At 60.2% G+C, this 14538-nt stretch carries 12 protein-coding genes; all 12 read left to right on the top strand.

Going from position 1 to position 14538, the window contains the following annotated elements:
- Positions 1–10: 10 nt before the first annotated feature.
- Complete coding sequence (locus ACEN9A_RS13860) at positions 11–1027, top strand: iron ABC transporter substrate-binding protein (RefSeq protein WP_258674044.1); 1017 nt, start codon at positions 11–13, stop codon at positions 1025–1027.
- Positions 1028–2629 (top strand): ABC transporter permease, encoded by a 1602-nt coding sequence (locus ACEN9A_RS13855; RefSeq protein ID WP_258674043.1) that lies wholly within the window; start codon positions 1028–1030, stop codon positions 2627–2629.
- Positions 2626–3696, top strand: coding sequence for an ABC transporter ATP-binding protein (locus tag ACEN9A_RS13850; protein WP_258674042.1), 1071 nt, complete (start codon positions 2626–2628; stop codon positions 3694–3696). The genes ACEN9A_RS13855 and ACEN9A_RS13850 overlap by 4 nt, the downstream gene beginning before the upstream one ends.
- A gap of 417 nt (positions 3697–4113) precedes the next feature.
- Positions 4114–5262, top strand: a complete 1149-nt coding sequence (gene arnB / locus ACEN9A_RS13845) for a UDP-4-amino-4-deoxy-L-arabinose aminotransferase (RefSeq protein ID WP_258674041.1) — start codon at positions 4114–4116, stop codon at positions 5260–5262.
- Positions 5259–6278, top strand: a complete 1020-nt coding sequence (arnC, locus tag ACEN9A_RS13840; protein ID WP_258614310.1) for an undecaprenyl-phosphate 4-deoxy-4-formamido-L-arabinose transferase — start codon at positions 5259–5261, stop codon at positions 6276–6278. Before arnB ends, arnC begins: the two co-directional genes overlap by 4 nt.
- Entirely contained in the window at positions 6275–8269 is a 1995-nt protein-coding gene (arnA, locus tag ACEN9A_RS13835) for a bifunctional UDP-4-amino-4-deoxy-L-arabinose formyltransferase/UDP-glucuronic acid oxidase ArnA (protein ID WP_258674040.1), read from the top strand. The genes arnC and arnA overlap by 4 nt, the downstream gene beginning before the upstream one ends.
- Complete coding sequence (gene arnD / locus ACEN9A_RS13830) at positions 8269–9153, top strand: 4-deoxy-4-formamido-L-arabinose-phosphoundecaprenol deformylase (RefSeq protein WP_258674039.1); 885 nt, start codon at positions 8269–8271, stop codon at positions 9151–9153. The genes arnA and arnD overlap by 1 nt, the downstream gene beginning before the upstream one ends.
- Positions 9150–10805 (top strand): lipid IV(A) 4-amino-4-deoxy-L-arabinosyltransferase, encoded by a 1656-nt coding sequence (arnT, locus tag ACEN9A_RS13825; RefSeq protein ID WP_258674038.1) that lies wholly within the window; start codon positions 9150–9152, stop codon positions 10803–10805. The genes arnD and arnT overlap by 4 nt, the downstream gene beginning before the upstream one ends.
- Entirely contained in the window at positions 10802–11146 is a 345-nt protein-coding gene (gene arnE / locus ACEN9A_RS13820; protein WP_018925830.1) for a 4-amino-4-deoxy-L-arabinose-phosphoundecaprenol flippase subunit ArnE, read from the top strand. Before arnT ends, arnE begins: the two co-directional genes overlap by 4 nt.
- A complete protein-coding gene (gene arnF / locus ACEN9A_RS13815; RefSeq protein ID WP_258674037.1) occupies positions 11143–11556 on the top strand; it encodes a 4-amino-4-deoxy-L-arabinose-phosphoundecaprenol flippase subunit ArnF in 414 nt (137 codons plus the stop codon). Before arnE ends, arnF begins: the two co-directional genes overlap by 4 nt.
- Positions 11553–12932, top strand: coding sequence for a UDP-glucose dehydrogenase family protein (locus ACEN9A_RS13810; RefSeq protein ID WP_258674036.1), 1380 nt, complete (start codon positions 11553–11555; stop codon positions 12930–12932). Before arnF ends, ACEN9A_RS13810 begins: the two co-directional genes overlap by 4 nt.
- Positions 12905–14527, top strand: coding sequence for an ArnT family glycosyltransferase (locus ACEN9A_RS13805; protein WP_258674035.1), 1623 nt, complete (start codon positions 12905–12907; stop codon positions 14525–14527). The genes ACEN9A_RS13810 and ACEN9A_RS13805 overlap by 28 nt, the downstream gene beginning before the upstream one ends.
- The last annotated feature ends 11 nt before the right edge of the window (positions 14528–14538 follow it).

The following is a 14538-nucleotide window of genomic DNA, read 5'->3' as shown; positions in this document are numbered from 1 at the left end:
CGTCGACAGAATGATTTCCCGCATCCCCTCGTTCCTTAAAAACGCATTGCTGACCACTGCTTTACTCAGCGCCGGTCATGTGTATGCCGCTGCGCAGGCTGACGGTATCGTGGTCTACAACGCTCAACACGAAAGCCTGACCAAAGCCTGGATCGAAGGCTTCACCAAGGAAACCGGTATCAAAGTGACCGTGCGCAATGGCGACGACACCGAGATGGGCAATCAGCTCGTGCAGGAAGGTGCAGCCTCCCCGGCCGACGTGTTCCTGACCGAAAACTCCCCGGCGATGGTGTTGGTCGACAACGCGGGGCTGTTTGCACCGGTTGCGCCGAGCACGCTGGAACAAGTGGGCGCGGCCTATCGTCCGGCGCATGGCAAATGGGTAGGGATTGCCGCGCGCTCCACGGTGTTCGTCTACAACCCGAGCAAGCTGTCTGAAGCAGACTTGCCAAAATCGCTGATGGACCTCGCCGCACCGAACTGGAAAGGCCGCTGGGCTGCTTCGCCAGCAGGCGCCGACTTCCAGGCCATCGTCGCAGCTGTATTGGAACTCAAGGGTGAAGCCGCGACCCTCGACTGGCTGAAAGCCATGAAAACCAACTTCACCGCCTACCGGGGCAACAGCGCCGTGCTCAAAGCGGTCAATGCCGGTCAGATCGACAGCGGTGTGATCTATCACTATTACAGCTTCGTCGATCAGTCCAAGACCGGCGAGAACAGCAAGAACACCTCGCTGAACTACTTCAAACACAAGGATCCAGGTGCCTTTGTCAGCCTGTCCGGCGGCGGCGTCCTGGCCTCCAGTCAACACAAGGAACAGGCCCAGGCATTCCTGAAATGGATTACCGGCAAAGACGGCCAGGCGATCCTCAAGAACGGCAACTCGTTTGAATACGCCGTGGGCAAGAATGCAGAGTCCAATCCGAAACTGGTGCCGCTGCAGCAACTCGACGCTCCGACTGTCGACGTCTCGAAACTCGACAGCAAAAAGGCGGTTGAGCTGATGACCCAGGCCGGGTTGCTCTAATTGCTTCCTGAAACGCTACCGGCAGAGGTCGCTGCGGCGTCCTCTGCACACTTGCGCGCACGCTCTCGCGGCCTCTTCGCAGGCCGCGGCGGCGCCTGGGTGATTAGTCTGTCGGTGCTGATGTCGTTACTGGCGTTACTGCCGATTGCTTTCGTGATCGGCGTATCGGTGCAGACTGGCTGGGCGACGCTGGTGACGCTGGTATGGCGCCCACGCGTCGGCGAGTTGCTGATCAACACCGTGCTGCTGGTGGTGCTCACCATTCCCTTGTGCATCGCACTAGGGCTGGCGCTGGCCTGGTTGACGGAACGCACCAACTTGCCGGGGCGGCGCTGGTGGTCGCTGTTGGCGACGGCGCCGCTGGCGGTGCCGGCATTCGTGCACAGCTATGCCTGGGTCAGTCTGGTGCCGCCGATTCATGGGCTGTTTGCCGGCGTTCTGGTTTCGGTCATCGCCTATTTCCCGTTTCTTTACCTGCCGATAGCGGCGACTTTGCGTCGGCTCGATCCGGCCATCGAAGATGTCTCCGAGTCGTTGGGGCTCAAGCCCTGGGCAGTGTTCTTTCGCGTGGTGCTGCCGCAGTTGCGCCTGGCCATCTGCGGCGGTGCCTTGCTGGTGGGGCTGCACCTGCTGGCCGAGTACGGTCTGTACGCGATGATTCGCTTCGACACCTTCACCACGGCCATCTTCGATCAGTTCAAGTCCACCTTCAACGGGCCTGCCGCCAATATGCTGGCCGGCGTCCTCGCGCTCTGCTGCCTCGCCATGCTGACGGCCGAGTCGGCTGCTCGCGGCACGGCGCGCTACGCCCGGGTCGGGTCGGGAAGCGCGCGCGAACAAAGGATCGTGCGCTTGAAGTTGCGCACCACCCTGCTCGCGCTCACGCTGCAAGGCATGACCTGTGTGCTGGCACTCGGTGTGCCGTTGATCACCCTTGGCAAGTGGCTGATCGCCGGTGGCGCGCAAGTCTGGAACCTGAGCGAACTGTTGCCGGCGCTGGAGCAGACGCTGATGCTCGGGGCCGCCGGTGCGCTCATTACCACATGCGCGGCCATCCCGATCGCCTGGCTGTCGATTCGCTCACCGGGCCCGTTGCAACGTGTGCTGGAAAGCTGCAACTACATTACCAGCGCGTTGCCGGGGATTGTCGTTGCGCTGGCGCTGGTAACGCTGACGATTCATTTTGCCCGGCCGATTTACCAGACCACCATCACGGTGCTGCTGGCGTATTTACTGATGTTTTTGCCCCGCGCCCTGGTGAGTTTGCGCGCAGGTATCGCCCAGGCGCCGGTGGAACTGGAGAACATGGCGCGCAGCCTCGGCCGTTCGCCTGGTCGGGCGTTGTGGCTGATCACTCTGCGTCTGGCCGCACCCGGTGCTGCCGCTGGCGCTGCGCTGGTGTTTCTGGCGGTCAGCAATGAGTTGACCGCCACCCTGCTGCTAGCCCCCAATGGCACGCGCACCCTGGCCACCGGTTTCTGGGCAATGACCAGTGAAATCGACTATGCCGCCGCGGCGCCCTATGCCTTGCTCATGATTCTGCTGTCGCTTCCGTTAACCGGACTTCTTTACCATCAATCCAAACGCACGGCTGGCCGATGAACGCTCTTGAACTCCACTCGATCTGCAAGTCCTACGGTTCTCAACGAGCCCTGGAGAACATCAGCCTGTCGGTGCCGACGGGAAGCCGTACGGTGATCGTCGGCCCGTCCGGTTCGGGCAAGACCACCTTGCTGCGAATGATCGCCGGTTTCGAGTTCCCGGACTCGGGCAGCCTTGCGCTCAATGGTCAGACGCTGGTCGACGGCACCCGCGAGGTACCCGCGCATCAACGCTTGATCGGCTATGTTCCGCAGGATGGTGCACTGTTCCCGCACATGACCGTAGCCGCCAACATCGGTTTCGGGCTGGCGGCCAAGGGCGTTGCCAAACAGGAACGTGTCGCCGAGTTGATGGACAGCGTGGCACTGGACTCGAGCATGGCCAATCGTTGGCCGCATGAACTCTCCGGCGGCCAGCAACAGCGTGTCGCGCTGGCCCGGGCCCTGGCGCAACAACCACGGCTGATGTTGCTGGACGAGCCGTTTTCGGCACTCGATACCGGTTTGCGCGCCGCCATGCGCAAATTGGTCGCAAGGCTTCTGGCTGACGCCGGTGTCACGACCATTCTGGTGACTCACGATCAAAGTGAAGCGTTGTCATTCGCCGATCAGTTGGCGGTGATGCGTCAGGGCCGGCTAGTGCAATCCGGACATCCGCTGGACCTTTACCGCTATCCCTCCGATGAACAAACAGCCCTGTTTCTCGGGGATGCCGTGGTCATGCCGGCCAGAATCGAAGCGGGTTGGGCTCATTGCGATCTGGGTCGCATACCGGTCAACAACCACAGAAACAACCGATCAGCGCAAATCATGCTGCGCCCCGAGCAACTTCAGCTGATCAGCGCGCCCCACGGACTGGCGCAACAGGACGGCTGTCGCGGCGTGGTCACCGAATGCGACTTCGGCGGTAATACCTGCACATTGACCGTGGAATTGCAGACGTTTAGCGCTGATGAGCGTCCGGGTCGTTCATTGCTGGTGCGCAGCTCCGGCATGCACGCGCCACCCGCTGGCAGCGAGGTTCATGTGTCGACCATCGGCCATGCTCATGTACTGAGCGAACCTTAAGGTTTTGAATCGGTAACGGGTAAGAAACGAAATCGCCCCGAATATAACAATTGAAAAAAAAAACAACTAAGCAATGCAGCGCAAGTCCATCAAGGCGGACACTTCTGGACGCCTTTCCCTACAAAAAGTGCGATGAGCCGGTAGAAGTCTGAACAGTGCCTGTATGGGCTTGAAATAAAACGAATCACCTACCGGTTTTTCATGTTCCTTTCACAAAATCGCGCTTACCCTCAACGGACCGGAGATGGCGTCTTGATGGCGTCCAATCCGCTGGGCATGACAAGCAAAGTCAACCGATGTAATTTGTCACAAATTACTGGCAACTGTTTGATGCAGCGTTTGTTTTAGCGTCTACGCTGATGTTGGATCCAACGTTCAAGCCTGATAGTCTAATTTTTTTTCAGTTCCGAGGTGCCCATGAGTCAGGCGTTTCTCCCCTTCTCTCGCCCGAGTATCGGCGATGAAGAAATTGCTGCGGTAGAGCAAGTACTGCGCTCTGGCTGGATCACTACCGGGCCGAAAAACCAGCAACTGGAAGAACACTTCGCCAACTATGTCGGCTGTCGGCATGCCGTCGCATTGTCCTCGGCCACCGGTGGCATGCACATTACTTTATTGGCCTTGGGTATCGGTCCCGGCGACGAAGTCATCACTCCGTCGCAGACCTGGGTGTCCACCGCCAACATGATCTGCCTGCTCGGTGCGACGCCGGTTTTCGTCGACGTTGACCGCGACACGTTGATGAGCGACGTGGCGAGCATCGAAGCTGCGATCACGCCTCGCACCAAGGCAATCATTCCGGTGCATTACGCCGGTGCGGCATTCGACCTCGATCCGCTCTACGCTCTGGCCGACAAACATGGCATCACCGTCATCGAAGACGCGGCTCACGCGGCGGGCACTTTCTATAAAGGTCGGCATGTCGGCGCCCAAGGCACGGCGATCTTCTCGTTCCACGCGATCAAGAACATGACCTGCGCCGAGGGCGCGATGTTCGTCAGCGACGATGAAGCCCTGGCCAATCGGGTACGCATGCTCAAGTTCCATGGCCTGGGCGTCGACGCCTACGACCGCCTCACCCACGGCCGCAAACCCCAGGCCCAGGTGATCGAACCCGGCTTCAAGTACAACCTGGCCGACATCAATGCCGCCATCGCCCTGGTGCAACTGGAACGCCTGGACGCGATCAACGCCAAACGCACAGAGCTGGCCCAGACCTACCTGCAACGCCTTGAAGGCCTGCCGGTGCAACCGCTGGCCATTCCGGCCCATGCGCAACAGCACGCCTGGCATCTGTTCATCCTGCGCATCGACGCCGAACGTTGCGGGCTGGATCGCGAGGCGTTCATGAAGGCGTTGCAGGAACAGAACATCGGCACCGGTATTCACTTCATCGCCACCCACCTGCACACTTACTACCGGCAGCGTTTCCCCAACATCTACCTGCCCAACACCGAATGGAACTCGGCGCGGCTGTGTTCGATCCCGTTGTTCCCCGACATGACCAGCGATGATGTCGATCGTGTCGTCGGCGCCATTGAAAAAACACTGGACAGAAGCCTGTGAAACCTTATCCGATCCGTTGCGTATCAATCGTCATCCCGGTCTATAACGAGGAAGACAGCCTGCCTGAGTTGCTCCGGCGCACCGAAGCGGCGTGCCAGCAACTGCATCATGACTACGAAATTGTGCTGGTCGACGACGGCAGCCGCGACAACTCGGCGCAAATCCTCGAGGACGCGGCCAGTCTCGACGGCAGCCCGGTGGTGGCGGTCATTCTCAACCGCAACTACGGCCAGCACGCGGCGATCATGGCAGGGTTCGAACAATGCAAGGGCGACGTGGTGATCACCCTCGACGCCGACCTGCAAAACCCGCCTGAAGAAATCCCGCGGCTGGTGGCCCAGGCCGAACTGGGCTATGACGTAGTCGCCACGGTGCGCAACAACCGTCAGGACTCGGCCTTGCGTCGCTGGCCGTCGAAGCTGATCAACCTTGCCGTGCAGCGCTCCACCGGTGTTGCCATGAGCGACTACGGCTGCATGCTGCGCGCCTACCGCCGCACCATCGTCGACGCCATGCTCGCCTGCCGCGAACGCAGCACGTTCATCCCGATCCTGGCCAACAGCTTCGCCCGGCACACCACGGAAATTCTGGTGACCCACGCCGAGCGTGAACACGGCGAATCCAAATACAGCCCGATGCGCCTGATCAACCTGATGTTCGACCTGATCACCTGCATGACCACCACGCCCCTGCGATTGCTGAGCATCGTCGGCTTCGGCATGGCCGGCCTCGGCGTGCTGTTCGCCATCGCGCTGATTGTGCTGCGCATGGCTTTCGGCGCCGGTTGGGCGGGCGGCGGTACGTTCGTCCTGTTCGCCGTATTGTTCGTTTTCACCGGTGGGCAATTCATTGGCATGGGCCTGCTGGGCGAGTACCTGGGCCGCATGTACAGCGATGTCCGGGCACGTCCACGGTTCTTTATCGAAAAAGTTTTACGTAGCACCCCTTCTGCTCCTGCCCCCGTTGTCACCGTTGACGGTCTCACTTCCACTTCTTCAGATCAGGTTCTCTCATGAGTGCAAAAGCTGTTGTCTTCGCTTATCACGATATTGGCTGTGCCGGCATCGAATCCCTGCTTGCCAGCGGTTTCGAGATTGCAGCCGTGTTCACCCATCCCGATGACCCGAAGGAAAATGCGTTCTATGGCTCGGTTGCGCAACTGTGCGCCCGTAAAGGCATCCCGGTGCACGCCCCGGAAGACGCCAACCACCCGCTGTGGATCGAGCGCATCAACAAACTCAACCCCGAGTACCTGTTTTCGTTCTACTACCGCAACCTGCTGAGCGAACCACTGTTGGCCACGGCCAGCAAAGGCGCCTTCAACCTGCACGGTTCGTTGCTGCCTCGCTACCGTGGCCGCGCACCGGCGAACTGGGTACTGGTCAACGGTGAAACCGAGACCGGCGTGACCCTGCACCGCATGGTCAAACGTGCCGATGCCGGCGCCATCATTGCCCAGGAGCGGGTAGCGATCGAGCGCGCCGACACCGCGCTGACCCTGCACGCCAAATTGCGCCAGGCCGCCAGCGATCTGCTGCGCGACACCTTGCCTGCATTGCTTCAGGGCAAAATCAGCGAAACCCCACAGGACGAATCCAAAGCCACAGTGTTTGGCCGTCGCACCCCGGCGGACGGCAAACTGGTCTGGAGCAAACCGGCCGAAGAACTGTTCAATCTGGTCCGCGCCGTGACCCAACCTTACCCGGGCGCGTTCTGTGCCGTGGGCGAGCACAAGTTGATTGTCTGGAGCGCGGATGTCGTCAAGGGCAACGAAGGCCAGGCACCAGGCCGGGTTATCAGCGTCGATCCGCTGCGAATCGCCTGCGGCGAAGACTCGCTGGTGATCAACGCCGGCCAACGCAACGACAACGGCCTGTACCTCAGCGGCCCACAACTGGCCAATGAACTGGGGCTGGTCGACGGTTCTGTGCTGCGTGGCGCCGAATCGGGCCGTGCACCGCGTCGCACCCGCGTGCTGATCCTTGGCGTCAACGGCTTCATCGGCAATCACCTGTCCGAGCGCCTGCTGCGTGACGACCGCTATGAAGTGTACGGCCTGGACATCGGCTCGGACGCCATCGAGCGCCTGCGCAGCCATCCTAACTTCCACTTCGTCGAAGGCGATATCAGCATCCACTCGGAGTGGATCGAGTACCACATCAAGAAATGCGACGTGGTCCTGCCGCTGGTGGCGATCGCCACGCCGATCGAATACACCCGCAATCCGCTGCGTGTATTCGAACTGGACTTCGAAGAGAACCTGAAGCTGGTTCGCTACTGCGTCAAATACAACAAGCGCGTGATCTTCCCGTCGACCTCCGAAGTCTATGGCATGTGCCAGGACGCCAACTTCGACGAAGACAGCTCTAACCTGGTGGTTGGGCCGATCAACAAGCAACGCTGGATCTACTCGATCTCCAAGCAGCTGCTTGACCGAGTGATCTGGGCTTACGGCCAGAAAGGCCTGAACTTCACCCTGTTCCGCCCTTTCAACTGGATGGGCCCACGCCTGGACCGTCTGGACTCGGCGCGTATCGGCAGCTCCCGGGCCATCACCCAGTTGATCCTGAACCTGGTGGAAGGCACGCCAATTCGCCTCTTCGACGGCGGCGAACAAAAACGCTGCTTCACCGACATCGCCGATGGCGTCGAAGCCCTGGCGCGGATCATCGACAACGACAACGATGTCTGCAACGGCCAGATCATCAACATCGGCAACCCGGACAACGAAGCCAGCATTCGTCAGCTGGGCGAAGAACTGCTGCGTCAGTTCGAAGCTCACCCGTTGCGCGACAACTTCCCGCCATTCGCCGGTTTCCGCGATATCGAAAGCAAGGCTTTCTACGGCACTGGCTATCAGGACGTGTCTCACCGCAAACCGAGCATCGCCAACGCCAAGCGTCTGCTTGACTGGGCACCCACCGTGGAGATGAAGGAAACCATCGGCAACACGCTGGACTTCTTCCTGCGCGAGGCCATGCTCGAAATCGCGGACAAAAAACGTTGATGCAGGCAGGCCTTCGAATCGATGTCGACACCTACCGAGGCACCCGTGAAGGGGTGCCGCGGTTACTCGAAATACTCGATGAAGCACAGGTCAAGGCGACGTTTTTCTTCAGCGTCGGGCCAGACAACATGGGGCGCCACTTGTGGCGCCTTATCCGTCCGCAGTTTCTCTGGAAGATGCTTCGTTCCAACGCTGCCGGCCTGTATGGCTGGGATATTTTGTTGGCCGGCACTGCGTGGCCGGGCAAACCGATCGGTCGCGACCTTGGGCACCTGATGCGTCAGGCCCAGGCGGCCGGGCATGAAGTCGGCCTGCACGCCTGGGATCACCACGGCTGGCAGGCCAATGCCGGACGCTGGAGCCAGGCGCAACTGATCGAGCAAATTCGCCGTGGCGTCGATAGCCTCAGTGACATCCTCGGTCAAAAAGTCGAATGCTCGGCATCCGCCGGTTGGCGGGCGGACGAGCGTGTGATCGAAGCCAAGCAAGGTTTCGGCTTTCGCTACAACAGCGATTGTCGAGGCCAGCACCTGTTCCAGCCAATCCTGACCAATGGTAGTCTGGGCGCACCGCAGATTCCGGTGGACCTGCCGACCTTCGACGAAGTGGTCGGCCCCACCGTCGCAGCCAAAGACTTCAACACCTTTATTCTTGAGCGGTTCTCCCCGCAAAAACTCAATGTCTACACTGTCCATGCCGAAGTAGAAGGGATTCTGATGGCCAACGATTTTCGCCAATTACTGGCCGATGCTCGCCAACGTGATATTCATTTCCAACCCTTGGGCAATTTGCTACCCGACGCCCCCGTCATCTTGCCGAAGGGCCGGGTTGTACGCGGCACCCTTGAGGGTCGCGAAGGATGGCTAGGGGTTCAAGGCGCATGAGCAAACCTTGGGCATTGCCGTTATTACTGGTCGTTCTGCTGCTGGCGTACTTGTTGCCACTGGGCACCCACGGCCTATGGATTCCCGACGAAACCCGTTACGCCCAGATCAGCCAGGACATGCTCCTGAGCGGTAACTGGGTGTCGCCGCACTTCATGAGCCTGCGTTACTTCGAAAAACCCATCGCGGGCTACTGGATGATTGCCATCGGCCAAGCGATGTTTGGCGACAATCTGTTTGGCGTGCGTATCGCCTCGGTGCTGAGCACCGGGCTGAGCGTGTTGCTGTGCTACCTGATCGCTCACCGGCTGTGGAACGAGCCGCGCAAGAGTTTTGCCTGCGCGCTGCTGTACATGAGTTTTGCGATCATCGCCGGGCAAGCCGGCTACGCCAACCTCGATCCGCAATTCACCTTCTGGGTAAACCTGAGCCTGGTGGCTTTGTGGTTTGCGCTGGACAGCACCAGCCGTGGCCAGCGTCTACTCGGCTGGACAGTACTGGGTCTGGCCTGCGGCATGGGTTTCATGACCAAGGGCTTCCTCGCCTGGGCGTTGCCGGTATTGATCGCCCTGCCCTGGGTGCTCTGGCAGAAACGCTGGCGGGAACTGCTGACTTACGGCCCAGTGGCGATTGTCGTGGCCATCGCGGTGAGCCTGCCGTGGGCCTTGGCGGTGCACACGCAGGAACCCGATTACTGGCGGTTCTTCTTCTGGCACGAACACATTCGCCGCTTCGCCGGGGATGACGCACAACACGATGCGCCATGGTGGTTCTACCTGCCGCTGCTGGTGGCGTTCAGCCTGCCATGGGCGGCGTTGCTGCCATCGGCGCTGAAACAGGCCTGGCAGACCCGGCGTCAGGCCAACATCGCTTTCCTGCTGCTGTGGTTGCTGATGCCCTTGCTGTTTTTCAGCCTGAGCAACGGCAAGCTGCCGACCTACATCATGCCCTGCCTGCTGCCTCTGGCGTTGTTGCTGGGCCATGCCCTGGCGGACCGACTGAAGCTGGAACAAGGTCGGGTGCTGGGGATCAATGGCCTGCTGAACATGACGCTGGGCCTGATCGTCCTGATTACGCTGGTTTATCTGCAACTGAAAAAACCGCTGTACACCCACGAACTGCACAACCTGGTATTGGTGTTCATCGGGTTGATCGGCTGGATCATGGCCAACCTGCTGCAGGCCTTCCGTCCCTTGCAATGCTGGGCGGCACCGGCTTTTGGCAGTTTGCTGCTGATCGGCGTGCTGCCGGCCGGCATGCCGGATTCGGTGGTGGCGAACAAGATGCCCGACCAGTTCATCCTCCAGCACGCCCCGGAGCTGGCGCAAACCGACAAACTGTTGAGCAACGACCTGGGCGCTGCCTCGGCGCTGGCCTGGCGCTTGAAACGCCCGGAGGTGGCGTTGTACAACACGATAGGCGAATTGAAATACGGCCTCGACTACCCTGATCCAGATGCAATGCAGCAGCGGGTCGATCTCGAGCACGTGCAACAGTGGATGCGCGAAGCGCGTCAGAGTGGTTCGGTCGGCGTGGTGATGCGGGTCAAAGGGGATGACGAACTGCAAGAAATCGAACTGCTGCCCAAGGATGGCAAACGTTATGAACAAGGCAACCTGGTGATCCTGATCTTCCCTCGGGATGCGTCATGAGCCTGTTGCTGCTACTGACCGCCTGCCTGCTGACTTGCCTTGGCCAGATCGCCCAGAAGTACGCCGTGGAAAGCTGGCGTGGCAAGACCTCGGGCTGGGGCGAGAAACTGCGTTCGCCCTGGCTGTGGCTGGCGCTCGCCTCTCTGGGGCTGGGTTTGCTGGTCTGGCTGCTGGTGTTGCAGCGCCTCGAAGTCGGTATCGCCTATCCCATGCTCAGCCTGAATTTCGTGCTGATCACACTGGTCGCCCGTTTCGTCTTTCACGAAGTCATCGACCGCCGTCACTGGTTGGGCGTGGCGCTGGTGATTGGTGGCGTGGCGTTGCTGGGGCAACACGCATGAGCCTGCGTCGCGGAATCGCCTTCGCCATGGGCAGCGTAGTGCTGGGCACCGCCGCGCAGTTGGGCATGCGCTGGAGCATGACTCGATTGCCACATCCCGAACAGTGGTTAGCGGCCTTGAGCAGCGGCAGCGTCGATATGCCCGCTGTGATTGTCGTGCTGTCCGCCATCCTCGCCTATACCGTGTCGATGCTCACCTGGCTCGCCGCCCTGCGGGATGTGCCGCTGGGTCGGGCCTATTCGCTGCTGAGCATCAGCTACGCGCTGGTGTATGTGCTGGCCGCCAGCCTGCCGCTGTTCAACGAATCCTTCAGTCTTTCAAAAACCCTGGGAGTGGCGCTGGTCATCCTGGGGGTCATTACTATTAATTCTCGACCTGCTCGCGCGCCCGAACTTAGGAGTGCATCATGAAAATCAGTGTATTTGGTAGCGGTTACGTTGGTCTGGTGCAAGCCGCCGTCCTGGCTGAAGTCGGCCATGACGTAGTGTGCATGGACATTGACGAGAAAAAAGTTGCGTTGCTGCAACAAGGCCACGTCAGCATCTTCGAGCCGGGGCTGGCCAGCCTGGTGCGTGAAAGCCTGGATGCCAAGCGGCTGCACTTCACCTCGGACGAAAAGTTCGCGGTGCAACATGGCCAGGTGCTGTTCATCGCCGTCGGCACGCCATCCCGGGAGGATGGTTCGGCGGATCTGCAATACGTGTTATCCGTGGGTGAAGCGGTCGCGCGTCATCGTGAACAACCGGTGATCCTGGTGGAAAAATCCACGGTGCCGGTGGGCACCGGCGATACGCTGCGCGCCCATATCGACCAGTACCTGCTCAAGGCCGGCCGTCAGCTGCAGTTCGATATCGTTTCCAACCCGGAGTTTTTGAAAGAAGGTTCGGCCGTGGCCGATTGCCGGCGCCCGGACCGCATCATCATCGGCTGTGAAGGCGATGAAGTGCGCGACGTGATGCGCGACCTCTATGCACCGTTCAACCGCAACCATGACCGCGTCATGTTCATGGACCTGCGCAGCGCCGAACTGACCAAATACGCCGCCAACTGCATGCTGGCGACCAAAATCAGCTTCATCAACCAGATCGCCGAACTGGCCGAACACCTGGGGGCCGACATCGAATCGGTACGGCTGGGCATCGGTGCCGACTCGCGCATCGGTTACCACTTCATCTACCCTGGCTGCGGGTACGGCGGCTCGTGTTTCCCCAAGGACATGCGCGCTCTGATCCACAGCGCCGAAGAAGCCCATTGCAACAGCGACCTGCTGCAAGCGGTGGAAGCCATCAACGAGCGGCAAAAACACAAATTGTTCGAACGCATCAACGCGTTCTACAAGGGTGATTTGCGCGACAAGACCTTCGCCGTTTGGGGCCTGGCCTTCAAGCCCAACACCGATGACATGCGCGATGCGCCGAGCCGGGTGCTACTGGAGTCGCTGTGGGCTGCGGGGGCCAATGTACGGGCGTTCGACCCGGAAGCCATGCAGGAAACCCAACAGCTTTATCCTGACGAACCGAAGCTGATGCTCATGGGCACGCCGGAATCAGTCCTTTCGGGCGCCGATGCATTGATCATCTGCACCGAATGGCAGCAGTTCAAGGCGCCGGACTTCGACCTGATCCAGCAACGCCTGAATGCACCGGTGATTTTCGACGGACGTAACCTGTACGACGCAGAGCGCCTGGCCCGCAGCGGCTTCCTGTACTTCCCGATGGGCCGAGGTGAATCCCGCAAATTGCCAATTCCCCTTCAGCAATGGCCATCGGCCTCAGTCGTCGCGTGAGTACGCTATCGCCCGGCATTCGTCGGCAGTCCTTAGGGTTCGGGCTGCTGACGTTCATGCTGTTCATCGCGGGGGTCTATCAGCAAACAGCAATCGGTTTCGATTCGCGGTTCGTGCTGTTCGCCCAGGAGATGCTGCGCCACGGGCCGTCGTTTTTCCCGACCACCTATGGCCAGCCCTATGCCGATTACTCGGCGCTGTCTACGGTGTTTGTCTGGCTGCTGTCCCTGCCGTTCGGTCAGGTCAATAGCCTCACCGCGTGGTTGCCGAGCGCCATCGGCGCCGCGGTGATCGTCACGTTGATGTACCGGTTGGTCGCGCCCTGCTCCACACGCTGGGCGCTGCTAAGCATCGCGTTGCTGTTGCTCACCAGTACATTTGTCACTGAAACCCGTGCCGTGTCCCAGGACCTGATGCTGGCGGCCGTGGCCTTTTCGGTGTTCTACCTTGGGTACGCCGCCGATCATTTCGCGATGCCCCGTCGGTGGCCGCTGATTTTTGTGCTGCTGCTGTTGGGCTTCGGGATTCGCGGGCCGATCGGGCTGGTGATCCCCACCGGTATGCTGTGCAGCTACTACCTGCTCAATCGCCAATGGTCACGGTTGTTCGGTTTTGGCCTGTTGGCGGCGGTGTTGTTGGTGGTATGCGTTGGCGCACTCCTGTGGCTGGCCGAAGCCAGTGGTGGAACGGCCTTCATGCATGACGTGGTGCGCATGCAGTTCATGGGGCGCATGGACGGCAGTGAAGGCGTCAGTGGTTCGCTGTATTACTTCACCGCTTCGTTTGGCAACTATGCGCTCGCTTATCCATTGGCACTGCTGGTATTGGCCGCGGTCTGGCTGACGAATCCACGGCAGGCAGGTCCGGCATTACGCTTGTTGCAATACTGCACGGCGGCCGGGTTGATCGTGATGATTGGCTTATCGATTCCCCAGGCGAAAAAGGCCCGTTACCTGCTGCCGATGCTGCCCATGGCAGCGATCATTGCGGCGTACCCGTTTCAGGTGGCGCAAGGTCGGGTATTCGGTTGGTTGCGGGGTTTGATGCAAGGGCTGTGGTTGGTGATACCGGGGGTGTTGATTGTCGCATTGCTGATCATTCAGCGGCGTCTGCCAGCACAACCTCCTGCCTTTGTGCCGGTATTGATCGTGCTTGCGGCTCTGCAAGTCATCACGCTGGCGGCTTGGTTTCGCGCTCGCTGGCGAGCCGAGGTGCTGGCCTGTTGCGCAGTCCTGGCGCTGTGGTCGGTTTATATCCTGGTATATGAACCGGTCGAACGTCAGCTTTACGACACGCAAGCCTTCAGCCGAGCCGCGTTCGCAGAGATTCAAAAAGCCCCGGCGCCGTTGGTGCTGCACGGCATGGGCAAAGACGCCAAGGCGATCAAGTTCATGGTCAATATCGAGCAGGACTTTCAACCGGTGTTCACCGAATCGATTCAGGAACTGGAAGCCCTCTCGGGGCCGGCCTGGCTGATGATGGACCGAAACGACTACAACGCCTTGCAAGGCACTCCGCTGGGGGCCCAGCCACCGGTATTGAGCGGACGTTTCGATAAAAACGATTTCGTATTGCTGCACACGCCGCCCTTGTAGGAACTGCCGTA

The organism is Pseudomonas sp. Pseusp18, assembly GCF_059506005.1.
The sequence above is the reverse complement of the archived record's forward strand: the minus strand, read 5'-3'. Positions and strand labels throughout refer to the sequence as shown.